The 26,288-nt window shown below is 58.0% G+C and carries 26 protein-coding genes and 1 pseudogene; 16 read left to right on the top strand and 11 right to left on the bottom strand.

Annotated features, from left to right (window positions below; genetic code table 11):
* Window positions 1–8: 8 nt before the first annotated feature.
* The 4 genes from metC to AC1ECK_RS16010 are packed head-to-tail and all read left to right on the top strand — an operon-like array spanning window position 9 to window position 3,462.
* Window positions 9–1,163, top strand: coding sequence for a cystathionine beta-lyase (gene metC, locus AC1ECK_RS16025; RefSeq protein ID WP_480320769.1), 1,155 nt, complete (start codon window positions 9–11; stop codon window positions 1,161–1,163).
* 41 nt (window positions 1,164–1,204) lie between these two features.
* A complete protein-coding gene (locus AC1ECK_RS16020) occupies window positions 1,205–2,041 on the top strand; it encodes an ABC transporter substrate-binding protein (protein WP_480320767.1) in 837 nt (278 codons plus the stop codon).
* Between the two features lie 3 nt (window positions 2,042–2,044).
* On the top strand, window positions 2,045–2,695 hold the full coding sequence (locus AC1ECK_RS16015; protein ID WP_480320765.1) for an amino acid ABC transporter permease: 651 nt from the start codon (window positions 2,045–2,047) through the stop codon (window positions 2,693–2,695).
* A complete protein-coding gene (locus AC1ECK_RS16010) occupies window positions 2,692–3,462 on the top strand; it encodes an amino acid ABC transporter ATP-binding protein (protein ID WP_480320763.1) in 771 nt (256 codons plus the stop codon). The genes AC1ECK_RS16015 and AC1ECK_RS16010 overlap by 4 nt, the downstream gene beginning before the upstream one ends.
* 476 nt (window positions 3,463–3,938) lie before the next feature.
* Here the strand turns inward: AC1ECK_RS16010 and AC1ECK_RS16005 are convergent, their stop codons facing one another.
* Window positions 3,939–4,877 carry a GlxA family transcriptional regulator gene (locus tag AC1ECK_RS16005; RefSeq protein WP_480320760.1) on the bottom strand — a complete coding sequence of 313 codons (939 nt, stop codon included), beginning with the start codon at window positions 4,875–4,877 and terminating at the stop codon, window positions 3,939–3,941.
* A gap of 116 nt (window positions 4,878–4,993) precedes the next feature.
* Here AC1ECK_RS16005 and AC1ECK_RS16000 point away from each other — a divergent pair.
* From AC1ECK_RS16000 to AC1ECK_RS15970, 7 genes and pseudogenes are all read left to right on the top strand, one after another.
* Window positions 4,994–5,326: pseudogene (locus tag AC1ECK_RS16000) on the top strand (SDR family NAD(P)-dependent oxidoreductase); the annotation flags it as partial.
* Window positions 5,327–5,584: 258 nt separating this feature from the next.
* Complete coding sequence (locus AC1ECK_RS15995) at window positions 5,585–6,274, top strand: type 1 glutamine amidotransferase domain-containing protein (RefSeq protein ID WP_480320758.1); 690 nt, start codon at window positions 5,585–5,587, stop codon at window positions 6,272–6,274.
* A 107-nt stretch (window positions 6,275–6,381) separates the two neighbouring features.
* The gene (locus AC1ECK_RS15990) at window positions 6,382–6,708 is read left to right on the top strand and encodes an EthD family reductase (protein ID WP_480320756.1); all 327 of its coding nucleotides are present in this window, start codon (window positions 6,382–6,384) and stop codon (window positions 6,706–6,708) included.
* Window positions 6,709–6,776: 68 nt separating this feature from the next.
* Window positions 6,777–7,004 (top strand): aldehyde dehydrogenase family protein, encoded by a 228-nt coding sequence (locus AC1ECK_RS15985; protein WP_480320754.1) that lies wholly within the window; start codon window positions 6,777–6,779, stop codon window positions 7,002–7,004.
* Entirely contained in the window at window positions 7,001–7,468 is a 468-nt protein-coding gene (locus tag AC1ECK_RS15980; RefSeq protein WP_480320752.1) for an alpha/beta hydrolase, read from the top strand. Before AC1ECK_RS15985 ends, AC1ECK_RS15980 begins: the two co-directional genes overlap by 4 nt.
* Before the next feature lie 144 nt (window positions 7,469–7,612).
* Window positions 7,613–7,903, top strand: a complete 291-nt coding sequence (locus AC1ECK_RS15975; protein WP_480320750.1) for a muconolactone Delta-isomerase — start codon at window positions 7,613–7,615, stop codon at window positions 7,901–7,903.
* 25 nt (window positions 7,904–7,928) lie between these two features.
* Window positions 7,929–8,900 (top strand): alpha/beta fold hydrolase, encoded by a 972-nt coding sequence (locus AC1ECK_RS15970; protein ID WP_480320748.1) that lies wholly within the window; start codon window positions 7,929–7,931, stop codon window positions 8,898–8,900.
* A 333-nt stretch (window positions 8,901–9,233) separates the two neighbouring features.
* On the opposite strand, the gene AC1ECK_RS15965 is transcribed toward AC1ECK_RS15970, so the two are convergent.
* The 10 genes from AC1ECK_RS15965 to AC1ECK_RS15920 form a co-directional block, all read right to left on the bottom strand.
* A complete protein-coding gene (locus AC1ECK_RS15965; RefSeq protein ID WP_480320746.1) occupies window positions 9,234–10,073 on the bottom strand; it encodes a haloacid dehalogenase type II in 840 nt (279 codons plus the stop codon).
* A 212-nt stretch (window positions 10,074–10,285) separates the two neighbouring features.
* Window positions 10,286–11,869 carry an MFS transporter gene (locus AC1ECK_RS15960; RefSeq protein ID WP_480320745.1) on the bottom strand — a complete coding sequence of 528 codons (1,584 nt, stop codon included), beginning with the start codon at window positions 11,867–11,869 and terminating at the stop codon, window positions 10,286–10,288.
* A gap of 141 nt (window positions 11,870–12,010) precedes the next feature.
* Window positions 12,011–12,967 carry an alpha/beta fold hydrolase gene (locus AC1ECK_RS15955; RefSeq protein WP_480320743.1) on the bottom strand — a complete coding sequence of 319 codons (957 nt, stop codon included), beginning with the start codon at window positions 12,965–12,967 and terminating at the stop codon, window positions 12,011–12,013.
* A 185-nt stretch (window positions 12,968–13,152) separates the two neighbouring features.
* On the bottom strand, window positions 13,153–14,121 hold the full coding sequence (locus AC1ECK_RS15950; RefSeq protein WP_480320741.1) for a zinc-dependent alcohol dehydrogenase family protein: 969 nt from the start codon (window positions 14,119–14,121) through the stop codon (window positions 13,153–13,155).
* Between the two features lie 125 nt (window positions 14,122–14,246).
* Complete coding sequence (locus AC1ECK_RS15945; protein ID WP_480320739.1) at window positions 14,247–14,933, bottom strand: glutathione S-transferase family protein; 687 nt, start codon at window positions 14,931–14,933, stop codon at window positions 14,247–14,249.
* Between the two features lie 68 nt (window positions 14,934–15,001).
* Window positions 15,002–15,700: a glutathione S-transferase N-terminal domain-containing protein gene (locus AC1ECK_RS15940; RefSeq protein ID WP_480320737.1), complete on the bottom strand. Its 699-nt coding sequence runs from the start codon at window positions 15,698–15,700 to the stop codon at window positions 15,002–15,004.
* Between the two features lie 141 nt (window positions 15,701–15,841).
* Complete coding sequence (locus AC1ECK_RS15935) at window positions 15,842–16,828, bottom strand: quinone oxidoreductase family protein (RefSeq protein WP_480320736.1); 987 nt, start codon at window positions 16,826–16,828, stop codon at window positions 15,842–15,844.
* Window positions 16,829–17,349: 521 nt separating this feature from the next.
* Window positions 17,350–18,411: a GIY-YIG nuclease family protein gene (locus tag AC1ECK_RS15930; protein ID WP_480320734.1), complete on the bottom strand. Its 1,062-nt coding sequence runs from the start codon at window positions 18,409–18,411 to the stop codon at window positions 17,350–17,352.
* Between the two features lie 173 nt (window positions 18,412–18,584).
* Window positions 18,585–19,517 (bottom strand): diacylglycerol kinase catalytic domain-containing protein, encoded by a 933-nt coding sequence (locus tag AC1ECK_RS15925; protein ID WP_480320732.1) that lies wholly within the window; start codon window positions 19,515–19,517, stop codon window positions 18,585–18,587.
* Entirely contained in the window at window positions 19,514–20,629 is a 1,116-nt protein-coding gene (locus AC1ECK_RS15920; RefSeq protein WP_480320730.1) for an SPFH domain-containing protein, read from the bottom strand. Before AC1ECK_RS15920 ends, AC1ECK_RS15925 begins: the two co-directional genes overlap by 4 nt.
* Before the next feature lie 16 nt (window positions 20,630–20,645).
* On the opposite strand from AC1ECK_RS15920, the gene AC1ECK_RS15915 reads away from it, so the two are divergent.
* The 5 genes from AC1ECK_RS15915 (at window position 20,646) to AC1ECK_RS15895 (ending at window position 26,287) form a co-directional block, all read left to right on the top strand.
* The gene (locus AC1ECK_RS15915; protein WP_480320728.1) at window positions 20,646–21,395 is read left to right on the top strand and encodes an NUDIX hydrolase; all 750 of its coding nucleotides are present in this window, start codon (window positions 20,646–20,648) and stop codon (window positions 21,393–21,395) included.
* Between the two features lie 305 nt (window positions 21,396–21,700).
* Complete coding sequence (locus AC1ECK_RS15910) at window positions 21,701–24,076, top strand: bifunctional salicylyl-CoA 5-hydroxylase/oxidoreductase (RefSeq protein ID WP_480320727.1); 2,376 nt, start codon at window positions 21,701–21,703, stop codon at window positions 24,074–24,076.
* A complete protein-coding gene (locus AC1ECK_RS15905; protein ID WP_480320725.1) occupies window positions 24,073–24,855 on the top strand; it encodes an SDR family NAD(P)-dependent oxidoreductase in 783 nt (260 codons plus the stop codon). Before AC1ECK_RS15910 ends, AC1ECK_RS15905 begins: the two co-directional genes overlap by 4 nt.
* Window positions 24,852–25,409: a MarR family winged helix-turn-helix transcriptional regulator gene (locus AC1ECK_RS15900; protein WP_480320723.1), complete on the top strand. Its 558-nt coding sequence runs from the start codon at window positions 24,852–24,854 to the stop codon at window positions 25,407–25,409. Before AC1ECK_RS15905 ends, AC1ECK_RS15900 begins: the two co-directional genes overlap by 4 nt.
* A 26-nt stretch (window positions 25,410–25,435) precedes the next feature.
* Complete coding sequence (locus AC1ECK_RS15895; RefSeq protein WP_480320721.1) at window positions 25,436–26,287, top strand: enoyl-CoA hydratase family protein; 852 nt, start codon at window positions 25,436–25,438, stop codon at window positions 26,285–26,287.
* The last annotated feature ends 1 nt before the right edge of the window (window position 26,288 follow it).

The raw sequence follows: 26,288 nt of genomic DNA, 5'->3' as shown, positions 1-26,288 counted from the left end.
CAGAGCACATGATGAAAAGTTCCACTCAGCCGTTCCGCAGTCTTTCACCCGCGGTGATGCGGGCCTCCACGGTAGTGTTTGACTCCCTTGCGGATTTTGCGCGACGCAAGGAGCGTCAACCGGACGGCTACAGTTACGGCATTACCGGCACTCCGACTGCACGCGAACTCGAGCGCCGAATCGCCGCGCTTGAGGGAGGCGCCCATTGCGTGGTCACTCCGTCTGGACAGTCTGCGCTGATGACGACTGTCATGGGCTTCGTGCGCGGCGGCGACCATCTGCTCATTTCGGCCGCGTGTTATGGCGCATTGAAAACCTTTGCACAGAAATGGCTTGCAGACTTCAACGTCGAGGTCGAACTTTATGCGCCGGCTATCGGAGCCGAAATCGAGAAGCTCATCCGACCCAACACCCGAATGATTTGCATGGAGTCGCCGGGCACGGTCACGATGGAGATGCCGGATGTCCCCGCAGTCGTGGCCGCAGCAAAGCGTCACAACGTGATGACGATGATGGACAACACATGGGCGAGCCCGTTGGGATTCAAGCCGCTCGAGCACGGTGTTGACTTCAGCATCGAAGCTGCCACCAAGTTCTTTGGTGGTCATTCGGACCTGCTGCTCGGCAGCATCAGCATGAACGACTCGGACTATTACGCTATTTTGCGGGAGACGCAAAGTATTCTTGGTCAGCAAACAAGCCCGGACGACTGTTTTCTGGTGATGCGTGGTCTCGAAACGCTGAAGGTCCGCTACTTCGCGCAGAGCGCCTCGACGTTGCGCATCGCAGAGTATCTGGAGAAACACCCGCAGGTGGAAAAGGTGTTATTTCCGGCCCTTCCCTCTGACGCGGGGCATTCCATCTGGAAGCGCGATTTTTCGAGTAGCGGATGTCTCTTCTCGCTCATTCTGAAGGATGCTCCGGAAGACGCCTTCACTGGTTTTTTCGATTCACTCAAGCACTTTGCAATCGGCGCCAGCTGGGGCGGCGTCCACAGCCTTGCGGCATATTACCCTGCACCCTTGCAGGCAAACCGTCCCTTCCCATTGACGGACCGATCAGTTATCCGAATCTCCATCGGGCTTGAAGATACCGATCTGTTACTCGCTGACCTGAACGCTGCGTTGGAGGCATTCGGCCGTGCTCGTTCTGAACAGGCTTAAATACCTTCAACTGCATCACTCAGGACAACAATGAGGAAAATATGAGACTGACCACAATTGTGCGACATGTGCTTGTAGCAACGACAGCAGTCCTCTGCCTCGCCAGCGTTACATCTGGCAGCGCCTTCGCGGCAGACCTGCTCGCACAGGCAAAAGCGAACAAGATGCTGCGCGTCGCAAACACGCAGAGCAGTCCGCCCTGGAGCCTGCTGGACGACAAAAATCAACCCGCGGGTTACGACGTTGCAGTAGCAAAGGAGGTCGGAAAGCGGATTGGAGTTCCCAATGTCGTGTTCATTGCCGACTCGTTCAAAAATTTCGTCGAGGGACTCAAGGCGGACAAGTACGACATTGTAATGAACGACCTGACGCCCACAGCGGAGCGGGCAAAGCAAGTTGATTTCGGTGACCCATATGGCGTCGAAGAATTTCGAATCTTCGTTCGAACCGAAAATAGCAGCATCCATAGCCGGGCGGACCTGAAGGGCAAGCGTGTCGGCGTAACGACTGGCTCAAGCAACGAATCTTGGTCCCGGGCTCATCTCAAGGACTCGGACATCCGGGCCTATGACAACGGTGGTCTCGTGTTTAACGACCTCGGCAGTGGCCGTATCGATGCTGTAATCATTTCTCATTTCGGTGGGATGAAATATGCGAACGTCAATCACCTCCCAGTGAAGGAAGTGGGTGAGCCTCTCATCTATCAGCTTTCTGCGCCTGCAATGGCAAAGGGACAACCGGCGCTTCGCGCCGCCGTCGACAAGGCAATCGCGGATATGACTGCTGACGGTACGCTCGAAGCCCTTTCCAGGAAATGGGTCGGACCAGACTTTGACATGGTCGGCACTATCGCCAAGGCGAAGGAACAGAAGGAGTAAGCCATGCTGGAGCTTTTCGAGCGCTCGTTACCGCTACTTAAGAGCGCAGTATCGATGACAATCTTCCTGGGGCTCACTTCCTTTGTGCTGGGCTCGACGCTCGGTCTACTCGTCGCCTTATGTCGGATTTCGGACATGCGCATCCTCCGAGGCATCGCTTTCGCGTACGTATCAATTTTTCGCGGAACACCGCTGCTCGTACAAATCCTCCTTATCTACTTCGGATTGCCGCGGTACGGCATCACACTGGACCCGGTACCTGCGGCGTTACTGGCACTGACATTATTTTCCGCAGCCTACCTCAGTGAGAACTTCCGCTCAGGAATTAACGCAGTGGACAAGGGGCAGTGGGAAGCCGCGATGTCTACAGGCATGGGCTATTGGAAAACGATGTCGCGAATCATCCTTCCTCAAGGGCTTCGCATCGCCATTCCACCGGTTGGCAGTCGCATGATTGCGCTTATTAAAGATACATCTCTTGCGTCGACTATCACAGTTGTCGAACTGACCCGCGTTGCAGACCAGGTTGGCGCGTCCACCTTCCGATACATGGAGATGTTTCTGATGGTCGGGCTCATCTACTGGTTGATTAATCAACTGCTGACCGTCGCCCAGACGATTCTTGAAGGCCGTGTATCGAGGCGGTATGTATGAACCAAAACCCTAAGACTGTCGAAGTTCGCGGCTTGCAGAAGCGTTTTGGCGATAACCTCGTACTTCAAGGTGTGGACTTTGAAGTATCGAAAGGTGAAGTCGTCGTCATCATGGGGCCATCGGGCTCCGGGAAAACTACGCTCCTCCGGTCTTTGAACTTTCTTGAGAAGCCCGACGCCGGAACAGTCACTGTTTGCAACATCGATGTCAACTGTACTGGTCTTAACAAGCCATCTCGCGAGACGCAGAAAAAGATTCGCGAGATTCGCCAGCGAACTGCGATGGTGTTTCAGTCATTCAACCTGTATCCACACATGACAGTCTTGCAGAACGTCATGGAAGGACCTGTCAGCGTTAAAGGCGTGAAAAAAGCTGAAGCCGCGGCACGGGGCATCCGACTGCTGGAGCAGGTAGGTCTCGCGACCAAAGCAGATGAATATCCAGGCCGTCTGTCGGGCGGACAAAAGCAGCGCGTGGCGATTGCTCGTGCGCTGGCGATGGAGCCTGAGGTTATTCTTTTCGACGAGCCCACTTCGGCGCTGGACCCTTCGTTGCGAGAGGACGTGCTTCGCGTGATGCGCGACCTCGCTGGAAAAGGCATGACAATGCTAGTAGTGACTCACGAGGTTCGATTCGCGAGAGATGTCGCAGACCGAATCGTCTTCATGGATGGTGGGGTGGTAGCTGAAAACACCAACCCTGAAAAGTTCTTCGGAGCAATGAGCAGCCCACGCGTGCGGCAATTTCTAAATCTGATAGAGACTTAAAACCCTAACGGCTTCGTTACGGTGGGCTTGCAATTACCCACTTCGATTCAGGGCGAGTTCATACCCCAGTTGAATATCGGTGAGGCGCCGTATGCCACGCCACATGGCGGTATTACCTGGAGGCGCATCACTGGCTCGACCCAGATATCCGGCCACGCCCAAGTAAGCGCTAATGGGGAACGGCGGTCCCATTCCCCGCCGACCGACGTGCGCTGGGAATGCCGATGGCACCCCTGCCCCTATCTGAGGATCAAAGGAGAACCCGCCGGCAGCCTTGCTTGCGCTGAAAGGCGGGACCGGAGAAGCCATGAAGGTTGTGCGCGTCGCCGATCCATCGAAAGTCAAAGTCCGTCGTCAGTTCAAGCCGCTTTGGCAAGCAGGAAGCGGGATACGAAATGGAGGCCATGCAAAGAGTGGCACCGGATCCAAAGCATGAGGAAGTTGGGGTTCGAAGCGCTACAAGCAACTTTAATCATTTATGTCGCAGCGCGAGCGTTGCGTCTGATGACCTGCGGCGGTTGTCCGAAGGCACGCAAGAATGCTCTTCTCATACGGTCGCGGTCGGCAAAGCCGGTAAGTTGCGCCACCGTGTCGATCGGGTGACGACCTTCTTCCATCATCAGTCGAGCCGCCTCAACACGCAAATTCTCGACAGCCTTTGCGGGCGATTGGCCAGTCTCAGCGTGAAAAGCGCGACTGAATTGGCGGGGGCTGAGCCGAGCGGCCTCCGCTAGCTCCGGAACCGTCAAAGGCGCGTGAAGGTTGCTCTTGGCATATGCAATAGCATTCTGGATCCGATCGGATTTTGGTTCGAGTTCGAGCAAGGCTGAAAACTGCGACTGACCACCCGCGCGCCGATGATAGACGACCAGTTTCTTCGCGACGATTCTTGCAAGCTCGACACCTAAATCTTGCTCCACCAGCACTAACGCCAGGTCAATCCCTGCGGACATACCGGCCGAGGTCCACACCGGGCCGTCGTTGATAAAAATCCGGTCCTCCTCCACTTTAACCTCGGGGAACTGAGCCTGCATGGCTCGCGCGTAAATCCAATGGGTCGTGGCACGGCGCCCGTCCAGTAGCCCCGCCTCGGCAAGAACGAAGGCTCCGCTACAGATTGAGGCAATCCTCCGAGTGCGCCCAAACGATTGTCGGACAAAGGCAACCAAACCTGCGGTAGGCGGTTCAAACTCGCCGCTGCCTCCGACGATAAGCGTGTCGTAGATTGTGTCGTCGAAGGCTTCCGTTCCGATGTTCATTCCGATCGAAGTTCGGATATCACCGCCGGTTTCCGAGAGGATGTGTACGTCGTAGACCGGTTTGCCGGCCTGCTGATTGGCAATCTCGAACACCGAAAGCGCGGCGAACGCCATCACCTGATAGCCAGAAAATACGATAAAGCCGATGCGCTGCATGACTGCCTCCGGGGCGTCCTAAAACGTCGCAAATACGACATTTGAGATACAGCATAGCACGCTTATATTCTCGCTCAAGACGGAGCGGCGACCGGCCGTTCCCCAGGAAGCGAGATATGACCATCACTGCACACAAGGGCACGGCGCTGATCACTGGCGCATCCACCGGTATCGGCGCGGTCTACGCCGATCGCCTGGCCAAACGGGGGTATGACCTGATTCTCGTCGCGCGGAACCGGCGGAAGTTGTTGTCGCTCGCGGAAAAATTGCAAGCTGAGACCGGGCGTGAGATCGCTACCTTGGTCGCCGATCTCACCGAGAAAAATGATCTCGCTCGCGTCGAGAACAGGCTTAAGACAGACGTAGATATCACGATGCTCGTGAACAACGCGGGCGTGGGTGCGATGACCCCATTGCTGGACAGCTATGAAGCTGCCCGCAAGGCTATGTCCCCCAGATTGTCGAATTCGGTTCCCGCTTCCCGCTACGGACTCGCCGCTGACGCCTGAGTCAAAGTCACGGTTAGACGAGATTTGGAAGGAGAGTCTGGAAAACCTACCCAAGATCTTTAGCTGCATGGCAATTGGTTAGTGATGGCATTCGAGCGGTGCGTCACGAAAATCTCTCCGCTCAAAACCCTGCAGCTTCGACCTCGTTGCCTTACCGCGGCAGATGTCGAGACGTTGCTTTACACATGAGGTAATACGATGAAAGTATTATTTATTATTTCGGGATCCGAAACGGCATTCTGGCTGTCGGAAGTCACCCACCCCTACTGGCATCTTATCGAGCGTGGCATAGAGGTCGATTTCGCCAGCCCGAAGGGCGGCAAGGTTGTTTACGATGCCTACAGCGACCCGCATTTCAAGGATTCGCTGGAAGCAGAAGACCTCGTGAGCAAGGGCTATCTGTCGGACAAGCACCTCGTTGCCAAGTTCGAAAACACACTGAAGCTGGCTAGCGTCGATCTGAACCAATACGACGCAGTTCACGTCGCCGGTGGCCGTGGCGCTACGTTCGATCTGTTCCCGAACGACGACGTCGCCAAGGCACTCGAGTACTTCTGGGCGAAAAACAAGGTCGTCGGCGCGATCTGCCACGGCGCAATCGCGCTGGGCAACAACCCGGCCCGTATCCGCGGCAAGCGCACGACAGGCTACACGCTCGAGGGTGATCTGGCGCTGCAAAAGATGTTCGGCCCGGATTTCCTCATTCCGCACTATCCGCAAACGGTGCTCGAAGAGACAGGTTCGATCTACTCGCGCCTGGGCAACAACGACCCGTATGTCATCCGTGACGGCAAGTTGGTGACGGGTCAGAACCAGCAATCCGCATCGGAATACTCGATCGTCTTGCTCGCAGCAATTACCGGCGGAAGCCCGGTTTCGGTCGCTTGATTGGCCCTCAAATGAGGCTTTAGTCAGTTGATCGTCATCGCGGTGGATGCAATCCGCCGTGATGACGCTCTCCACTGGCCTCGCATCACCTTGATCTGGAATGCATCATGATAAAAGTCAGCGTCATGTATCCGTATGAGCCGGGCGCCCGCTTCGACCACGAGTACTACCGAGACAAGCACATGCCGTTAATTCAGGCGTTGCTCGACGAAAGCTGCAGCTACTACACGGTCGATAAGGGGCTCGCGGGTGGCGAACCCGACAGCACACCGGCGTATGTCGGCATGTGCCACATCTTCAGCAAGTCGATCGAGAGTTTCCAGGCAGGAATGGGACGAGAGGGTTCAAAGATCCTTGCGGACATCCCGAACTATACGGACATCAAGCCCCTGATTCAGATCAGCGAAGTCGTTGTCGGTTACTCCGATCGCTAGATCAACTGATCTGTCGAATCTCGGACGCCTAACCGGCGCTTTCGTGAATTCCAACTGAGGACAAGAATATGGGTTATTCCACAATCAATCCGTTTACCGAAGAACTGGTGAAGGAATATCCACAGCATACTCAAAAGCAGGTCGAGTCTGCGCTCGCCACCGCTGACGCGGCGTTTCATTCGGACTGGTCGCAAGGGCCTATCGAGCGACGCGTGGCGGTGCTCACGAAGCTCGCCGACCTGCTGACTGAACGGACCGAAGAATTCTCGTCGGACATAGCTATGGCGGAGGTGTGATCACGGAAGCAGGCAACGATCCGAAAGTAGCCGGTTTGGTCTATGTCGCAGCTTTTGCCCCGGACGAGGGCGAAGCGCTAGGCGCATTGCTTCAGAGCAAACCCGGTGCATCGACAGGTATCACTAAATCGGACGACGGCTTCCTGTTCCTGGATCCGAAGGTTTTCGCGGCCGACTTCGCGGGCGACTTACCCAAGGCTACCGCTAGCTTCATGACGCTATCGCAAATGCCTGTGGCTGCCAAAGCATTTGGTACGCCGATTACCTCGCCCGCATGGAAAGTTAAGCCAAGCTACGCGATTGTTGCCACCGAAGACCGGATCATCAATCCCGACTTGGAGCGCTCGATGTACAAGCGTGCAAACGCCCACGTCACAAATATCAAGGGCAGCCACGCGGTCTTCATTTCTCAGCCCCGTGCAGTAGCTGATGTCATCGAGCAAGCTGCCCGCGAAAGCAAGTAGCAAACGGGAGGCGGCTTCGGAAATCGGCGACTGACGACTGGCGATTCGCGTGGTCGTCGACCGGAGCTTTCGGCTGCACCAAGGCTTCTTGCCGCGCCCAGGAAAATGCAGCCTCGATAGAACCCTAAACGCAAGGTAACTAACATGCTCTACTTTGTCGAAATCGACGTCAAAATCCCCGACGAAATCGATCCGGCTCGACTGGACGATCTGAAGGCGCGAGAGAGGATCGCCTCGGGCGAATATCAGCGCTCAGGCGAATGGCTGCATCTCTGGCGCATCGCGGGAAAGTTCGGCAACGTCTCAATCTTCAATGTGTCCGATAACGATCGTCTTCACGAGATTCTTTGGTCGCTTCCGCTGTTCCCGTTCATGACGGTTCGAGTGCTACCGCTTGCGCGGCACCCCGCAGCCCTCGATCTAAGTCCAAATTGATCTCCGACTGATCAGGAAAAAGAAAATGTTTAGAGATACCCTGACGCCGTTCATGCGAACGGTCGCAATCGCTGCGTTTGCAACCGCAGTCAGCATGCCGTTTCCCTCGATGGCCGCAAGTGCTACCGCCCCGTTCAACGGCGAGAGCAGCTATACGCACCAAACAGCGCCGACGTTATATATCGACGTGAACGGAGTGCGTCTGGCCTACCGCCGTTTCGGCAAGGCCAGCGGAGTGCCACTGGTTTTCTTTCAGCATTTTGTTGGAAACATGGACAACTGGGACCCGGCGGTAATTGATGGGCTGGCACGGGGACGAGAGGTCGTGATTTTTGACAACGCGGGAGTCGCCAGTTCCGCAGGAGAGGTGCCGAAGACGGTTGAAGGTATGGCAGCCACCGCAATTGCGCTACTCGACGCCCTTAACATCAAAAAGGCCGACCTTCTGGGGTTTTCGTTGGGTAGTCTAGTTGCACAGGATGTGGCGATCGAACGCCACGATCTAGTACGCCGCCTCGTACTGGTTGGCAGCGGCCCGCGCGGCGGAGTCGGCATGGCAACGCTCACCCCGGAATTCGAAGCGATGCTTAAGAAAAAGCGCGCCAATCCGGATGATCTGCTCCTCGACGTCTTCTTTACTCAAACGCCCGCCAGCCAGGCCGCAGGTCGAGAATTTCTCGACCGCCTGAATGCGAGACAAGTGAACCGTGACTCGGCCGCAAACGATAGCGTCGCTCCTGCGCAGGTTGCTGCATTCGCAGCTTGGGGTACACAACATGCAGACTCAAACGACTACCTGAAGAATATCACGCAACCTGTCCTCGTCGTGGACGGCAACCACGATATTGTTCACTACCCGATCAATTCGTTCACGCTCGAGGAAAACCTACCCAACGCTGAACTGATTGTGTACCCAGATTCCAATCACGGGCCGCAGTATCAGTATCCTGACAGGTTCGTAAGCGATGTCACCGAATTCCTCGATCGAATCAATTAAGGTTCGAGGATATCTGTCGATCGGGGCCTAGCAAGGTGACGAATCACGGGGCGAGCGCAGCGTCAAACTCGTTCCTGATCGCCTGGTTAAAGATAGCAAGAGATCACGCGAGACGCTGCCTCAATCGCGTTGTCCTGAGAAAGTTTAGCAACTCGACGGCTATCTCGCGCACGAACAATGTGCTCCCTGGGAACACGACTATGTGAAGAGGTAGCGCCGGTTGGTCGATATGCGGCTAGGCTTCAATCCCGGATCCGAAAGATATGGGCAATCGCAAGCGTGACCAGACGGTTACAGTTCGCCCGCCAAGGCAGACGCAGAAGGCCTCGATCATTAGGTGCACATTAGTGTGGCAAGGTCATTGATGTCTTTCACGTACAGGTCGACGAACGGCTTGGGCGCCGTATCGATCGTATGCCCTGGGCCGTTCTCCAGGGGCCTTGGCCACCAAGCGGTCCGATACCCCTGTTTTTTTGCGCCGCTTAAGTCAGCAAAGTGAGTTGCACAGTAGAGAACTTCCTCGGCGTTATATCCGAGCAGCGATGTGACAAGTTCGTAGACCTGCGGCGCGGGCTTATAGGCACGAACGAGCTCGCCCGTCAAAACCTGGTCGAATGGAAGCGCGTGCCGATGGACAATCTGGAAAACCGACGCCATTGACGCGTTTGACAACGTTGTCAATGCGTATTTCCGTTTAAGGCGCGACAGGCCCTCCACTGTGTCCGACCAAGGCACCATTCGATTCCAGACATTGGTCATCTCAGCACGCTCTGCATTGCTAAAATATACGGAAAGCTGCATCTGATCCAGAAGAAGATCAAGCGCTTCACGATATATCTGGGCGACCGGTACGTAGTTTTCCCTGTGGGCGCCGATTCCTTCGATGAAGTTGTCTGTCCACGCCTTCGTGAGGATTGCCCAGTCTAGCGAAAGGCCTTTACTAAAATTCAGAGTCAAACCCATCTCGTTAATCGGAGCAAATGCATTGACTACGCTTCCCTGAAAATCGAATGCAAGTACCTTAATACGACCAAGATCAAAATCGTTTTTATCAAACGAGGCATTCGATGTTTTGGGGAATGCAATTGGCGTGGCGAGTCCGATCGCCGCGCCGGCTGCAACCTTTAGAATCCTGCGTCTGCTACCGTTGAGCCCCGATACTGATATCGTCATTCCATTTCCTGCTGGTGAGTGTTTCTTCAAGTTAGCGAGTCAGCCCGTAAAACTTTCATTCGCGGGTGGACCTGTCGGGAGGAATTTTTTGTGAAAGGTAGTACGCTGCCACTTTAGAAAGTTGGGAGAAAGATGCCGTTTTGAACGCTACGGCTCTCCGTGTGCCGCCGTGCATATGGGGGAACCCGCTTCGGGCATCTGTCGGCAGACGGCTACTCCGTTATCGAGACCGGATGCCGACCGATCGCGTGATCGGGTGCGGTGTCATCCGCGCGCACCATACAAAATGCGAGTGTGCCGGTCGTAGCGGCCACGGCAGCAGCGACAAGACTGGCAGCGGCAAAGCCACTCGAGAATGCTGCCGAGGCTGCGGCATGCATGGGGACTTGCAGGGCATTGGATACACCGGGGAAAGCGCCGACAAGGTCGCCCGACGCTACCCTTTTCACTGCAGTTGTTGCGATGCCGGTCGGCAGACCCAGGGCGGCGCAGGCGGCCAAGAACGGACGTACAACGCCGTGGGACAGTATGGCGCCGAAAGCGGCTACTCCCAACAGGAGCCCGACGAATCTAGTGGTAGCAGACATGCCCGATGCCATCCCGGCCCGCTGAACAGAGACGGCACCCTGCAGCACCTTGGCTGTTTCGCTATTGAGAAGTCCTGCTCCAGCGCCCGCCACAAGCATGCCAACCACGAGGACGGCATATGGAGCCCCAGTTGCCGCAAACGCATAAAGCAACAAATTGCCAAGCATTGTCGCGGCGAGACCGATGGCCAGTATGGTGCGCCCCGAGTACTGCGTCGATAACCCAGCACCGAGCCGTGGGGTGAGAAACATGGGCAATGCAAACGGCAGCATCCCCAGTCCGGCGACAGTAGGCGAGAACGTGTAGACGTTTTGCAGAAACAAGGGGAGGAAGAAAATGAGGACTTGCGCGCTCCCTGAATAACCCAGCATCGCGAAAACTGCGCCGAGAAATGTCGGTTTCCTGAACAGTGCGAAATCCACCATCGGCCGCGCTTGTCTACATTCAATCACAACGAAGGCGGTGAGCAAGACCGCGGCCCCGACCAGTCGCGCGATGATCGCCGCGGTAGTCCAACCGAGCACGTTACCGTCGACGAGTGCCCAGACGAGCAAAAACAGGCCTGCGCTGAAAGTGATGATGCCAGCAAAATCGAGTCGAATCGCATCGGGATCGCTCGACTCCGACATGACAAGAGATGCGAAAACGAACAACACAATGCCGACAGGCAAGTTAACCAGGAACGCTGAGCGCCAGCCGAACACGTCAGTGATCACACCTCCGGCGATGGGCCCGAGGGTGATGGCAATTCCCAGGCAAGCTCCCCAGAAGGCATACGCCTTCGCGCGGCGAGCACCAGAGAACGCTTGATTGATGACTGCGATAGAGGCTGTCAGCAGCAGAGCACTTCCGATCCCCTGGAGAGCCCTGGCCAGATTTAGCAGCAGCGCGGTAGTGGCCAAAGCGCACAGTCCCGATGCTGTGGTAAAGATCACCAGTCCGATTAGAGTGGCCTTTTTGCGACCATGCCTGTCCGCAAACGATCCAGCGGCAAGCAGCAGCGCGGCAAAGGTGAGCACGTAAGCGCTCACCACCCATTCGATATCAGCGAATGTCGCGTGCAGCGATCGAGCGATCGCCGGCAGCGACACCGCCACGATGTTCGAGTCGAGCATGATCAGCGACGAAATCAGCGAGGCAATCAACAAGACAATGAACTTACCTTCTCCGTCAGGAGTTTGGACAGGTTGTTCTGGATGTGCCTCCACAATGGCTCCCTATGTGCTTCGATATACTCGCTTTTCGGAGATCAGTAGACGCGCAACATCACGCATCCCCTAGGACGGACTTGCACGACCTGGAGTCACTATCCGACAACCTCGAGATGCTCCAAAACGGAGCGCTGACGTTTAGTTAGTCGCAGCGGTAGCTTCTTGACTGAAGACTTCTCGAATACGCCTGGCGATGTCGACACTTTCTTCATCCAGTGCGAAGTGTCCGGTGTTGTAGCGATACACCAGCGCGGAAGGATTCAGTTTTTTCACAGCGTCGGCGCCCGCAGGTGCGAAATGTGGGTCGTTGACGCCCCACACCACTAGCGTTTTTGGCTTCGCGGTGCGGATGTAGTCTGCCCAGGCCGGATAGCGCGCCAGGTTGCTGGAGACGTCCAATAGCAAGTCGGTCATGATTCGTCTCTTTTCGGGATCAGCCAGCGCGAAGGCGTCGCCAGCCGACGAGTCCGGATTGAGCGCTTCCGGATGTGCAGCTCCGGCTGTGTGCAGAAAATGAGAAGTCGCCTGAGTCACCAGCGCCTCTGCTGCCGCGCGCCGTTCAGGAGTTGCTGGTCCTAAGTTCGCCTGAACTGCCTTAAGCTGCGCAGGGAGAAAGCCATCAAGGGTGAGCGGCGTATTTTGGACGATCAGCCCGGCGACCTGTTCTGGATGCTTTAGCGCCAAACGCATGCCGACAGGCCCCCCAAAATCAACCATGTACAAAATGTACTTTGTGGTATGCAATTGTGTCAGTAGATCACCCATTACGCTGGCCACGCTATCAAACGTCGCAGTGAAGCTGGCCGCGGGCGGAGCATCGCTGTAACCCATGCCTGGATAATCCGGTGCCAGAATATGAAACTGCCCGGAAAGCAACGGGATCAGGTTCCGAAACATGAACGAGGATGAAGGAAACCCATGCAGCAGTACCAGGGTGGGTTTGTTGGGGTCACCTGCCTCGCGGTAAAAAATGTTGATCCCGTCAACGGTCGCGTGCTGGTACTTAACAACATCTGCGCGCGCCTCATTGGATGAGAACCCCATAAACGACAGCACCAAAAACGCTGCGCTTAAAACTATTCTCTTAACCAGCATGGATACCTGCCCTTTTCTATCATCCGAAGCTGAGTTGCTCGGGTGGTTAAATTGACCTGCGTTTCCCATCGACGAACGGGCTACGTTTCGATCGCCTGAGTCAGCTGGCCGCATTTACGCAAAAAACTCTGCGCATACGATCGGGACTCTAAAAAATGCCGCGAGTTCTCGATAGTCGACTCCGCCTAGGCTATCTTCAGCAACACCTTTGCCCCGTTTCCGGTCGCACCGATAGCCTCTCGAATTTCCGTAAGGGGATAGACCGCAGCTACGGGTACGTGCAGCTCATTTTTTGCGATGAGATCAGCTGCTTCGCGAAGAGACGCCGCGAAACGACCCGAGATGTGCAGTCGTGGGTAAGCTAGCCAGAAGCCTCTGATAGAGATGTCCCGGAAAATGACATCGAGTTGGTTTGCCACACCCGGCACTTCGCTCATCGCGGAGTAGACTGCCATGGTGCCTCCTGGGCTGATCGCGCTCGACAGTGCCGCCATCGACGGTCCGCCGACACCTTCCAATCCAAGCTTGATCGGCGCGTTGTTGGTTGCTTCGAGTACTGCGGCGGCAAGACCGTCTCCTTGCATCAAGACCACATCTGCACCCATCGCCATCAAATCCTCGATGACATCCGCACGACGAACGATGTTGACAGTCTTAAAGCCTCGCGCTTTTGCAAAGGCGATCACGCTGCGACCCACGCCCGAATTCGCAGCGTTCTGGATTACCCAGTCGCCACGCTGGAGGTCGACATACTCGCTCAGAAGCAAAGCGGCGGTCGGAGGGTTCACTCGCAGCATCGAAAGCTGCTGCTGATCCGCACTCGGAGACAGCGCGAACAAAGGCTGCGCCGGCACAACCAAACGTTCGCACCAGCCGTAGTAACCGTTTGGCAAGTGAACCAAATCACCTACCTTCACGTTTGAAACGTCCTGGCCCGCAGAGAGAACCCGGCCAACGCCTTCCGCACCGATAATGGCAGGAAGCGGCGGCGAGGGGACGACGCCACGCATAGTGCGCAGGTCGTACGGGTTGATCGGCGAGTAAAGCATCTCGATCAAAACTTCACCGGCGCGCGGTGCCGCGGGTTCTGCAATGTCAATCAGGTCGACCACATCGAGTGGTAGTCCATGGCGCGATATTTGAACGGCTTTCATTGATATCAACCTTTCTCAGTGAACCGGCTCTGAGACGCCCGGAGCGTGGAGCTTAAAAACGGTGTAACGAGACACGAGAACGGCCGCCGGAACGACGCTTCGACAAGCGCGAAGCCGAACACGGTTCAGAGACCAAAGCGCTTGAGGTCTTCGGCCAAATACGTCCGCCCACTACGATTCTTTACGCTCGGCAGTTCTGCCACCTTTGAGCGCCAGGCGGCAAGAGCAGTGCAGTTCTCCGGAATCACGAGTCCAGCTGCTTCCGCAAAATCAAGGCTGACGAAGACAGTAATGTCGGCCATCGAAAACGTGTCGCCGGCAACAAACGCTTGGCTTTTCAATACTTCGTTGAAGTACGTCATGCCGCGAACCGCCCTGGCGCCCTGCCGTTCGCCCCATTCCTTTCTGCCAGCCCATTCCGGGCTCACATAGGGCTGCATCTCAGGGCCTAAGCCGGTCGTTGCGTAGTGGAAATAGCCGTCCACGCCGTCCATCAACTCAGTTTCGGCACGCCTCTGCATCATGTGTATGACGGCCCTTTCTCGAGGTGTTCTACCGGTGAGAGTCGGATTGCTGTCGAGATGATCGAAGTACTCCGTGATGGCAGTGGATTCAGAAATCAGCGTGCCATCATCTAGTTCGAGAAGCGGAATCTTTCCTGACGGGTTCATCGCCAAAAAAGGAGCTTGCTTATGCTCGGCGCCTATGAGGTCGACGGATACGAACTCAACGCGGTCCTCAAAGCCTTTTTCAGCCAGAACGATGCGGATACGGGACGGATTGGGAAAACCCGAACGGTCATAAATTTTCATGCGAAGACCTCTTTTCTCAATCGTGCAGCCACGGCAAACTGGTTCATTTGCTCGGCCGAGGTAAATAACTACGCGGGAATCGACAGTGCTCGGGCAACCGCCGGACGAGCCAGCCCACGGTCGAGCCAAGCCGGGACGTTCTTCAGGGTGTCGTACTCAACCAGGTCTCGCGCGCCATACATGCCGAGCAGGATGCGGACCCAACCAAATAGCGAGATATCCGCGATCGTGTAGTCGTCGCCCATGATCCATGTCCCCGTCGCAAGACGAGTGTCGAGCACCCGAAGCAGACGTTTGGTTTCATCGCGGAATCGATCCAGCGGACGCTTGTCCTCAATGGCCTTGCCGGCAAACTTATAAAAGAAGCCGAGTTGCCCGAACATCGGCCCGACCGCGGCATTTTGAAAGAACAGCCATTGGATCGTTTCATAGCGACGCGCGGGGTCGCTTGGCAGCAACTTGCCCGTCTTCTCAGCGAGGTAGAGCAGGATCGCGCCCGATTCGAAGAGCGCGATTGGTTTGCCTCCCGGCCCGTCCGGGTCGATGATCGCGGGGATTTTTCCGTTGGGATTGAGCGAGAGGAAATCGGGGGTCCAGGTCTCGTTCGCCATGACGTCGATGCGGTGCGCCTCATACGGGAGACCCAACTCTTCAAGTACCGCTGAAATCTTCACGCCATTAGGTGTCGGGAAAGAGTAGAGCTGGATCCTGTCAGGATTCTGAGCTGGCCATTTAACGGCGATAGGGAAGGAAGAAAGGTCTGTCATGGTGATCTCAGTTGGAGACCTGATTGAAGGTGAGTGCGAGGTTGCTTCCTCGAAGTATCGGCAGGAATGCATCCGGGGTTCGAGTCGGAGGGCCACAACCGCCCCCCGGTTCGAGAAGCTGTTGTCAAATTGCCCACCGGCTTAAATTGCCGATGGCTCCTGGATGGTCAGGATGACGCGACCAAGCGGACGATCTTCTGTGAGGTGCCGCAACGCGTTCGCGGCGTCTTCAAGGGCGAAAGTCTTTGCGACGATTGGCTTTACTGCGCCCGATGCGAGCAGTTCCGAAATGACTTCCCATGCGGCCGCACGAGTAGCGACGCTTTCCGTGAAGAGCAGAAAGCCTTTGATGCTCGAGACCTTCCAGATCAGGTTCGTCACGTTGATTGTCGATTCTTGCCCACCCGCATAACCCAGCGTCGTGAGCGAGCCACCCTGTGCCAGAATCGTCAGCGCTTCACTCAGAATCTTGCCGCCGATGGCATCGATGACAATGTCGGCACCGTAGTTGTCGGTAACGCGATTAACGCCGGCAGCCAGACCTTCGGCTGTAAGGTCGATGACGTCGGAGAACCCCAGCGCCTTTGCCTCAACGGCTTTCGCGTGATTCGTGGTCGAAGAAATGCTGTGCTTTGCGCCAAGCGCTCTGGCCAACTGGGTCACCGCGTTACCGACCGAGCCACCAATTGCAGGTGCGAGAACGACCTTCCCCGCTTCAAATCCCGCGTTCTTCAGTGCGATGTAGGCAGTCAGATAAGCAACCGGGATACCGGCGGCTTCGATGTCGCCGATGTTGCTCGGAATTCGGAACAGCAACTCCTTGGGCACCGCAACGTATTCCGAGTAGGTTCCGTTCTCAAACACGCCGAACGGGCCGAAAAAGAGCACGCGGGTGCCATTGGGAAAGTCTGTATCTCCACCTTCGATCACTCCTGCCCCTTCGTTCCCAAGCACCAGCGGTGCCGTCGACAGAGGGAAGTGTCCGGTAAGAATCGTATGATCGAGCGGCGTCACGCCGGCTGCGGTCATACGCACGAGGAGCTTTCCTTCGGATACGATTGGTTTCGGAATGTCGACGAGCTTAAGGTGGGGATAACCACCGAAGGATTCCGCTCTCATTGCGCGCATGTTGATTCGTCCTGTGTATTGATGACTGGGCGTCAGCCGTAGAGGCACAGCTGATCTCCAGCCAAATATACGAGGAGTTGCTCCCGACTCAAATGTCGTTTACCCGGCGATTTAGGACGTTCACGTGTAGGCTGGTTTTGTGGGGAAAATGCAGTGCGGGCGACGCTCGGTTCCAGCACCAAAAGACTCCGACGGAAGATCGTCCAGTTCACCTGACGCCCGCACGCCGGCTGTTGAGGCTATCGGCGATAGCGTCGAGGTCGTCCTGGCTGTAGACCGATAGAGCAGACGGGGTCACCTGGATGCTGCAGCGACAGACGCGCTCCATTCCACCTGCGACGCACGAACGAAGGTATCCGTGTGCGCGAACTGACCGGCATAGCACCGTATGTCCCGAAACCACTCACACCAGCATCAAGCAAGACAGCAAGGGTATGCGCATTCACCCGTCATGACTGGTTCGCTGGTCGCTTGCAGTTAAACACGAGGATCGGCAGACTAGCCAGCATGGCTGGGGGCTATCACCCTCTAAGAAGATTTCTCGTTTCTGGGAGCAAAACAGACACGAAATCATCGTATCTGCGATCGAACGCTTCGTCCCCGGCAAGGTATTCCATAAACCGCTCAACCGTGGCGGCCTGTCTGTCGGTCGTCAGAGGTTGGTATGCCTTCCAGGTCAGGAGGAAGAGCCGTCGCAACGGATGACTTCCGCCCCGCCCCCGGGTTAGCGCCGCAGCCAGTACGTCATAGGACGTGGGTGATCCACTGGACACCGGGCGCTGGAGTTTGAACGACAGCAGCACGGGAAGTATGCCCTTGGGATTCCAGAAGTCCCAGGCGAGCCCCGGGACATACTCTTCTCGCCAAAAGCGGTATCGCGTCAAACCATAAACCTTGGCAAACACGCCATCGCGCAGATCCTCCGGAGCACCAGCATCGTAATACCGCACGGCGACGTTCAAAAATTCATCGAGTGCGTCGCTCCACGAGGCATCCCCGTTCCCTGCGGTTTTCTGTGCCTGAGCCTGATTGATGCGATCCCATGCCCCCTTTGCTCGTAGGGCCGCCTCGGCTTGTGCCTGATCGGATTGGCAAAAATGTCCGCCGCGCACCCGATCAATGCCGTGCTCCGACATCAACACGATGGTGGCTTCGTCTTCCATTGCCTTGGCCCTGGACTCGTCCCGAGTGCCAGTATTGACTCCATGGATGCGTCGCAGTGGTCTGTATTGCCTGGTCCACTCAGCACCGATTCCAGACTTGTGGTCTTCCAATCGGCGATCCAGGTCGCCGGTCAGGCCGACATAAAACCGCCCTTCCTCGAGTTCGAGGACATACAGATAAATATCCGTCGGCGCGGCAGCACCGCACCAGTTGATCGGGCCGCTTCCAGACTTGCTCTTCCTGCTACCAGAGCCCGCCAGATCGACGAACTCCTGCGCAGCTTCATCAGAAATTTCAGCGCCGATGGCTGCCTTCTTCCATCCAGTTGTGGGTTTCACCCCGAGCAATTCCATTTGCCGGCGCGTATACCCACCTCCCGCGCTCGCTCCCGTTACCAGCAATTCTTCCGTGATCAGCATAATGCTCCCGACCGCTCACGTCGGAAAGCACTCCTATCCGACTTGGGTTTATAGCTTAACATCGCTGCGCCAGTTGACCGTGCCACGGCCACCTCAGGTCGCAACTGCACAGCAACGCCGCTGCATTCCTGTTCCATCTCGTTTGCACGAATGCCCAGAATGAACGTTTGCGGCTACACAACCAGGCATCCCTGTCTTGCAGCAACCGAAACGGTCGCCTCCATCCCCGCAGTGAATCTCAGATAGTCGGCCTCCATCCCGTCAGAAAAGATCACTCCGTTTTCGGGCATGCGCGAACGCAGCCGCAACGGTTGCTTCGCGCTGACATGGCCAAATACCAGTTCGGCTTTCGATGCCCGGCTCGGGAACGGCTCCCGCACGGCGAAGGTCAGTTCGGGACTGTCCCAGGGCTGCGGCGTGTACTGAAAGTCTCCGTCCCTTCCCTGCATCGCATACGCCACGCCGAGCGAACCTGTCACCACGCTCTTGATCCACGCGGTCGAACCCAATCCGGTCGAGACAATGATTCCGGACGATGACTGCGATTCTCGCCGCTCACCCAGTTCGATCTCGTAGAGCGCCGAAGAGTGCGTACGAGGTCCGAGAAAGAGGTCGTTGACGGCACGCAGTACCTGCCCGTCCGAGAGCCGTGCTTCCGCCATCGTCACCCTCTTTGTCGAACGGCGGCCATGAGCGACATCCGCGAGTACCGTTGCAAGCTCTGACGGCTCGAACGGCAGCAGGATACCGTCCCACCTCGTGGGCTCCGAATTCAGCCCGATCAGCGGCTGACCGTCAAGGTACTTCATTGAATTCGCGACGAGTCCATCCTGCCCCAACGCCACGACAATATCGTCGGGCGCAAAGATAAAGTTGGGCAGATAACTGCGATCAACCACCTGGTAACGCCCCCAGTTCTCGAGCGCGCGCACGGTAAGTTCCATGCTACGTGCGTACGCTGCATTCTCGGCAAGGTAATCGGAAAAATCGGCTCCAAGATGCTCAATGTAGAACTTCGCCTGCGCTAGTGTGTGATACCGCGCAATCAGATCCTCGAGCCGCGTGCGGCGGGTGACCAGCACGACCTTACGAGCTTCGGCGCTCATGATGCAGCCCTGGCGCCGACGCTACTGCCGGCGTTCATGAGCCCCTGGAGTAGTTCGGGCGACACATTGAGCTGACCGATGCGCTCTGCCCGCTCCGCGATCCCACCGAAAGCCTGGGCGATCAACTGGCCCGGCTGCATGCCCGCTGCGGCGAGCGCATTGACGATGCGGGGATCAGCCTTCTCGAGAGCCTGCATCACCGCCGCTACCCTGTGAGCCTCGGCCTCCGCAAGGGTACGGCTGTTGTGCGCCTGACCTTCCACAAACGCCTTGCGCTTTTCCTCGAGCTCGATGTCTGCCGCCATCTGCTCGTTACGCAACCCGTTTTCCTTTCGCATCAGTGTGGCTTTCGCCTCCATCTGCGTCTCGCGGATCTGCCGCTTCTTCTGCTCGACTGCGATGTCGGTGTCCAGTTCGTTCTGCCGGATTGCACGCTCCTTCTCGACCGCCGACATGCGTCGCAGATAGACCGCGTCGTCGGCCGCCTTGAGGTTGGACTCGCGCGCTTCGGCTTCGAGCGCCCGTGCGATGTCCGGGGTGGGCTTTACGGCCATCACGGACACACCCAGTATCTCCAGTCCCAGCGCCTCGATTTCGGGCTGACTGGCAAGTTCGGTCTGCGCGGTACGGGCGATAGCCGCCGAGGCACGTAGCGCCTCCTTCAGAGCCAGCGCCTGCACAGCCTGCTGCACGATCACTTCAACCTGCATCGCGACGCGATCGCCGAGCCGCTTCGGGTCCTCCGAGACATACGACCGGCCATCCTTTCCCAGCGAGAAATCCATCATTGCGGCCGTGCGGCGTGGATCGCTGATGCGGTAGGTCACCTGGCCCTGCACCGTTACGCTCTGGAAATCCGCGGTGACCAGTTCAAGAATGAACGGGCGATCCTGGCTCGCCACCGGCACCGACACCAGCGTTGTTGCCGGCGCGTAGTAGAAGAACGACAGCCCGGCGCCCTCGCGCACGACCTTGCCGGTGCGGAACTGCATCAGGTGGACGGTTGGCTGCGATTTGATAAACCGAATCCCGAACATGGCAAACCTCTCTTTTGAGTTGTATTGTACAACTTGTATGAGTTGCACAATACAACCTACAATGAGGTTCGTCAAGTTTTTCTGGCCTGTCATGACCCACAAGAAGCCTGTTTCCGGAACTCGTGCACGTCAGAGGTTCGCGTTTCCTCTGCCTTACACGACCGTCGACATCGTGATTTTTACCGTGCTCGATAACGCGCTGCAGGTTCTGCTCGTGCGGCGCCCAACTGACGCCGACGAGCCGTTTCCCCGGCGCTGGGCCCTTCCGGGTGGCTTTGTCGACATCGCAGCCGATGCAACGCTCGAGGACTGTGCACGCCGCAAGCTCTTTGAGAAGACAAGTGTGAAAAGTCCCTATCTGGAACAGCTCGGCAGTTGGGGAAGCGCGACCCGGGACCCACGCGGATGGTCGGCTACGCACGTCTGGTTTGCACTGGTTCCTTCGGAGAATGTGGTTCTCGCCAGGGAAGCCAACGCCACTGAGGTAGCCTGGTTCGACGTCGATACGATAACGCAGGAGCGTGGACTCGCCTTCGATCACGACGACATCCTGCAGAGCGCTGTCGAACGGTTGCGCAGCAAGGTCGAATATACGTCCCTGCCTGTCTTCCTGTTGCCGGAACCCTTTACGCTGCCGCAGTTGCAGCGTATGTATGAAATCGTGCTGGGGCGAGCGGTGGACAAGAGCGGCTTCCGCACACGGGTACTCGCTGCGGGCTTCCTCGAGGAAGCGGGCTATGTAGCGGGCGAGTCGAATAGACCAGCGATCGGATACCGCCTCGTGGACCGGAATGTGCCAGTGGTGTTCCCGCGGACGTTCAGTCCGCGCGGCAGCGGTTAATCTACCGCGCTATAGATATGCCGTCGCTCACTGTCGTTCGCTTATCGAAGCGGTCACCGTCACTGAGTTCGCCACATTCAGCGAAATGTCCAGGCCTCCAACACCGCCTGCAAACCAACCTGGATTACCGATCAAGGAACCCACAGGGCAAACTCAGGCGCAGTCCACATGGCGAAAAATCCATGACGGACTTTATTACCTAGGATCACAGCACGACGATCGAGAACAGCCACCTTCAACAATTTACTTGACACCTAAAATATCGAAGGCTAAATTACATTCCAGAGTCCAACTGGAGTGCCAGCATGCGCATCGTCTGTATCGGAGGAGGCCCGGCCGGCCTGTACTTTGGGCTGCTGATGAAGGGCCGCAACCCGGCTTACGAAGTCACGGTCGTCGAACGCAACCGGCCCTACGATACGTTCGGCTGGGGCGTCGTGTTTTCGGACCAGACGCTCGGCAACCTGCGCGCAGCCGACGCGCCTAGCGCGGACACGATTCTCGACGCCTTCAACCATTGGGACGACATCGAGATCAACTTCCGCGGCAAGCAAGTCCGCTCGTCCGGCCACGGCTTCTGCGGCATCGGCCGCAAACGTCTGCTGAACATCCTGCAGGCGCGCTGTGAAGAACTCGGCGTCAAGCTGGTTTTCGAAACCCAGGTGACGGACGACACCGCCTACGAGGCCGACCTGATCGTCGCTTGCGACGGCGCCAACAGCGCGATTCGTCAGAAGTATGCGGCGACTTACCAGCCGGATATCGACATGCGCGATTGCCGCTTCGTCTGGCTCGGCACCAAAAAGCTCTTCGAAGCCTTCACGTTCGCGTTCGAAGAAACCGAATGGGGCTGGTTCCAGGCCCACGCGTACCGCTTCGACGATCAGACCTCGACCTTCATCGTCGAAACGCCGGAGCATGTCTGGCGCGCCGCCGGTCTCGACGAAATGAGCAAGGAAGACAGCATCGCCTTCTGCGAAAAACTGTTCGCCAAATACCTGGACGACAACCCCTTGCTCTCGAACGCCGCTCACCTGCGCGGCTCGTCGCAATGGATTCGCTTCCCGCGGGTAGTCAACCGGGAGTGGGTGCACTGGCGCAGCAACGCCAACGGCGCGCCGGCCACGCCGATCGTGTTGATGGGCGACGCTGCCCACACGGCACACTTCTCGATCGGCTCCGGCACCAAGCTTGCGCTCGAAGATTCGATCGAACTCGCCAACAGCATCGGCGAACATCCCGGCGATCTGGCTGCCGCGCTCAAACACTACACCGAAGTACGCAGCGTCGACGTGCTGCGCATCCAGAACGCAGCACGCAACTCGACGGAGTGGTTCGAGCACGTCGACCGTTACACCTCGTTCGAACCCGAACAGTTCGCCTACTCGCTGCTGACACGTTCGCAGCGCATCTCGCATGAGAATCTGCGCGAGCGCGACGCACACTATCTGTCCGGGTTCGAAGACTGGCTCGCCGCGCGCTCCGGCATTGAACGCGCTGCGGAAAAGCACTCGGTCCCGCCGATGTTCACACCCTTCAAATTGCGCGGCGTCACGCTCAAAAACCGGGTGGTCGTGTCGCCAATGGCGCAATATTCGGCCGTGGACGGCATCGCCGGCGACTACCACCTCATGCATCTCGGCGCCCGCGCCATGGGCGGCGCCGCGCTGGTGATGACCGAGATGACCTGTGTATCCGCGCAAGCCCGCATCACCCCCGGCTGCCCCGGCATGTACACACCCGAGCATCTCGCCGCGTGGAAGCGCATCGTCGATTTCGTGCATGCTCAATCGGACGCGAAAATCGGCATGCAGCTTGGACATGCAGGCGCAAAAGCATCCACACGCGTAAGTTGGGAAGGCATCGACCAGCCGCTGCCCGAAGACAACTGGCCGCTTGTGTCGGCTTCGCCGCAGCAATATCTGCGCGGCGTCAGCCAATGGTCGCGCGAAGCGAGCCATGACGATCTGCGCGAAATCGAAGCGCAATTCGTCCGCTCAACGAAGATGGCTTCGGAGGCCGGCTTCGACTGGCTCGAATTGCACTGCGCACACGGTTATTTCCTGTCGAGCTTCCTCTCGCCGCTAACCAATCAGCGCAGCGACGAATACGGCGGCTCGTTGCAAAACCGCTTGCGTTATCCGCTGCAGGTATTCGCCGCTATCCGCAAGGTCTGGCCAGCAGACAAGCCCATTTCCGTACGCATTTCAGCGCACGACTGGGTAGACGGCGGTACCACGCCTGACGACGCGGTGGAAATCGCCCGCGCCTTCAAAGCGGCCGGCGCCGACATGATCGACGTCTCGTCGGGTCAGGTCAGCAAGGACGAGAAGCCGGTCTACGGCCGCATGTTCCAGACGCCGTTCGCCGATCGCATCCGCAATGAAGCGGGCATCGCGACCATCGCGGTCGGCGCGATCTCCGAGGCCGATCACGTCAACAGCATCATCGCCGCCGGGCGTGCGGATCTTTGCGCGGTGGCAAGACCACATCTGGCCAATCCTTCGTGGACGCTCAATGAAGCCGCCAAAATCGGCTACTTCGACGTGACGTGGCCGAAGCAATACACAGCGGCGAAGTCGCAACTCGAACGCAATCTCGAACGCGAGCGCGCCCAGGCCGCTGCGAACGCAGGACTCTCGCCGCAAGAACGCGCCCAACGCGCAGAAGGAACGGTGTGAATACAGACAACTTCGGGCTGAGCGGAAAACATGCAGTCGTCACGGGCGGCGGTAGCGGCATTGGCGCGGCCACTGCGGCGGCTCTCGTACGCGCCGGCGCACGCGTCACGCTGATGGGCCGCGACGCCGGCCGTCTTGCCGCGCAGCGGGATGCATTAAGCGCATCAGGCGCAGCAGGCGAACTCGCCTGCATAGCCGTGGACGTCACGCAGGAGGCCGCCGTCGCCGCTGCCTTTGAGCAAACCGGTCCCGTCGACATCCTGATCAACAACGCAGGCCAGGCGCAAGCCGCACCGTTCACGCAGACCGACATGGTGCTCTGGCAGCGCATGCTCGACGTCAACCTGACCGGCGTGTTCCTCTGCACGCGCGCCGTGCTGCCGGGCATGCTCGAACGCGGCTATGGCCGCATCGTCAACGTCGCCAGCACCGCCGGACAGATCGGTTACGCCTATGTCGCCGCGTATTGCGCCGCCAAGCATGGCGTGATCGGTCTCACCCGTTCGCTCGCGCTCGAAGTCGCCACCAAAGGCATCACAGTCAACGCAATCTGTCCCGGCTATACCGAGACCGAACTGCTGCGCGCATCGCTCGACCAGATCACCAGCAAGACCTCGCGCAGCGAACAGGAAGCGCGCAGCATCCTGCTGCGTCACAACCCGCAGCAGCGCTTTGTCGCACCGGAAGAAGTCGCTAATGCGGCCCTATGGCTTTGCATGCCCGGCTCCGCCGCGATCACCGGCCAATCCATTTCTGTCTCAGGGGGAGAAGTCACATGACCCGAGCTACGAGCGCTAAAAAGCCCGCCACGAGCGAAGCGAAACCGCCGCGCAAAGGCGTCGCGAAGCCTGCCGAGAATGTCGTCGACATGGAGATGAGCACCGGCGCCGATAGCCATATGGGCCTGCGTCTGTGGCTGCGCATGCTCACCACCACCAACCTCGTGCAAGCCGAACTGCGCAAGCGCCTGCGCAGCGAATTCGACACGACGTTGCCGCGCTTCGACCTGATGGCGCAGCTCGAACGTCATCCCGAAGGACTCAAGATGACCGAGCTTTCGCGCCGTCTGATGGTGACGGGCGGCAACGTCACCGGCATTACCGATCAACTCGAAAAAGAAGGCCTCGTCGTGCGCGATGCGGATCCGAACGACCGCCGCGCGATCAGCGTGCGCCTGACGTCCGAAGGCCGCGCGCTGTTCGACCGCATGGCGGTAGCGCATGAACAATGGGTCGTCGAAATGTTCGGCGGCCTGAGCCTCGACGAGAAATCGCGCACGCACCAGCGTCTGGGCAAACTCAAGAAACATCTGCTCGACAACCTCAAGGGTTGAGCGGCACCGAACTGGAGGAGATATCCATGACATCATCCCACGTCGACGCCCTGCTGGCCGGCAACCGCGTCACGCTGGCGGGCTACGAAGCCAAACACTTCGGCTGGTCGGTCGACGCCAGGGTGGCGACCATCACGCTGAACCGCCCTGAACGCAAGAACCCGCTCACCTTCGAATCGTATGCCGAGTTGCGCGACCTGTTTCGTCAGCTTGCGTACGCCAGCGATGTCAAGGCGGTAGTGATCCACGGCGCCGGCGGCAACTTCTGCTCGGGCGGCGACGTGCATGACATCATCGCGCCGCTGATCGATCTGCCGATGCCGGAGTTGCTGCTGTTCACGCGCATGACCGGAGATCTCGTCAAGGCGATGCGGCATTGCCCGCAACCTGTGATCGCCGCCGTCGACGGTGTCTGCGCAGGCGCCGGAGCGATTCTCGCGATGGCCTCCGACTTGCGCCTCGGCACCGCGCGCAGCAAGCTTGCCTTCCTGTTCTCGCGCGTCGGCCTTGCCGGCTGCGATATGGGCGCTTGCTCGATCCTGCCGCGCATCATCGGCCAGGGGCGCGCATCCGAACTGCTATTCACGGGCCGCTCGGCAAGCGGCGACGAAGGTTACGCGTGGGGCTTTTACAACCGCCTGTGCGAGCCGGACGCCCTGCTCGACGAGGCGGCCAGGCTTGCCGGCGAACTGGTCGCCGGCCCGACTTTCGCGCACGGCATCACCAAGAAGATGCTGCACCAGGAGTGGAGCATGAGCATCGACGAAGCGATCGAATCAGAGGCGCAAGCACAGGCCATTTGCATGAGCACGCACGATTTCGAACGGGCGTATCGCGCGTTTGCTGCGAAAACGCGTCCGGTTTTCGAAGGAGACTGAC

The organism is Paraburkholderia sp. SSBN10T, assembly GCF_056619545.1.
This window is presented reverse-complemented; position numbering and strand designations above follow the sequence as displayed.

Bases quoted from the DNA above. Each gene is read 5' to 3' on its own strand.
- metC (WP_480320769.1), top strand. From the start codon at position 9: ATGATGAAAAGTTCCACTCAGCCGTTCCGCAGTCTTTCACCCGCGGTG.
- AC1ECK_RS16020 (WP_480320767.1), top strand. From the start codon at position 1,205: ATGAGACTGACCACAATTGTGCGACATGTGCTTGTAGCAACGACAGCA.
- AC1ECK_RS16015 (WP_480320765.1), top strand. From the start codon at position 2,045: ATGCTGGAGCTTTTCGAGCGCTCGTTACCGCTACTTAAGAGCGCAGTA.
- AC1ECK_RS16010 (WP_480320763.1), top strand. From the start codon at position 2,692: ATGAACCAAAACCCTAAGACTGTCGAAGTTCGCGGCTTGCAGAAGCGT.
- AC1ECK_RS16005 (WP_480320760.1), bottom strand. From the start codon at position 4,877: ATGCAGCGCATCGGCTTTATCGTATTTTCTGGCTATCAGGTGATGGCG.
- AC1ECK_RS15995 (WP_480320758.1), top strand. From the start codon at position 5,585: ATGAAAGTATTATTTATTATTTCGGGATCCGAAACGGCATTCTGGCTG.
- AC1ECK_RS15990 (WP_480320756.1), top strand. From the start codon at position 6,382: ATGATAAAAGTCAGCGTCATGTATCCGTATGAGCCGGGCGCCCGCTTC.
- AC1ECK_RS15985 (WP_480320754.1), top strand. From the start codon at position 6,777: ATGGGTTATTCCACAATCAATCCGTTTACCGAAGAACTGGTGAAGGAA.
- AC1ECK_RS15975 (WP_480320750.1), top strand. From the start codon at position 7,613: ATGCTCTACTTTGTCGAAATCGACGTCAAAATCCCCGACGAAATCGAT.
- AC1ECK_RS15970 (WP_480320748.1), top strand. From the start codon at position 7,929: ATGTTTAGAGATACCCTGACGCCGTTCATGCGAACGGTCGCAATCGCT.
- AC1ECK_RS15965 (WP_480320746.1), bottom strand. From the start codon at position 10,073: ATGACGATATCAGTATCGGGGCTCAACGGTAGCAGACGCAGGATTCTA.
- AC1ECK_RS15955 (WP_480320743.1), bottom strand. From the start codon at position 12,967: ATGCTGGTTAAGAGAATAGTTTTAAGCGCAGCGTTTTTGGTGCTGTCG.
- AC1ECK_RS15950 (WP_480320741.1), bottom strand. From the start codon at position 14,121: ATGAAAGCCGTTCAAATATCGCGCCATGGACTACCACTCGATGTGGTC.
- AC1ECK_RS15945 (WP_480320739.1), bottom strand. From the start codon at position 14,933: ATGAAAATTTATGACCGTTCGGGTTTTCCCAATCCGTCCCGTATCCGC.
- AC1ECK_RS15940 (WP_480320737.1), bottom strand. From the start codon at position 15,700: ATGACAGACCTTTCTTCCTTCCCTATCGCCGTTAAATGGCCAGCTCAG.
- AC1ECK_RS15935 (WP_480320736.1), bottom strand. From the start codon at position 16,828: ATGCGCGCAATGAGAGCGGAATCCTTCGGTGGTTATCCCCACCTTAAG.
- AC1ECK_RS15930 (WP_480320734.1), bottom strand. From the start codon at position 18,411: ATGCTGATCACGGAAGAATTGCTGGTAACGGGAGCGAGCGCGGGAGGT.
- AC1ECK_RS15925 (WP_480320732.1), bottom strand. From the start codon at position 19,517: ATGAGCGCCGAAGCTCGTAAGGTCGTGCTGGTCACCCGCCGCACGCGG.
- AC1ECK_RS15915 (WP_480320728.1), top strand. From the start codon at position 20,646: ATGACCCACAAGAAGCCTGTTTCCGGAACTCGTGCACGTCAGAGGTTC.
- AC1ECK_RS15910 (WP_480320727.1), top strand. From the start codon at position 21,701: ATGCGCATCGTCTGTATCGGAGGAGGCCCGGCCGGCCTGTACTTTGGG.
- AC1ECK_RS15900 (WP_480320723.1), top strand. From the start codon at position 24,852: ATGACCCGAGCTACGAGCGCTAAAAAGCCCGCCACGAGCGAAGCGAAA.
- AC1ECK_RS15895 (WP_480320721.1), top strand. From the start codon at position 25,436: ATGACATCATCCCACGTCGACGCCCTGCTGGCCGGCAACCGCGTCACG.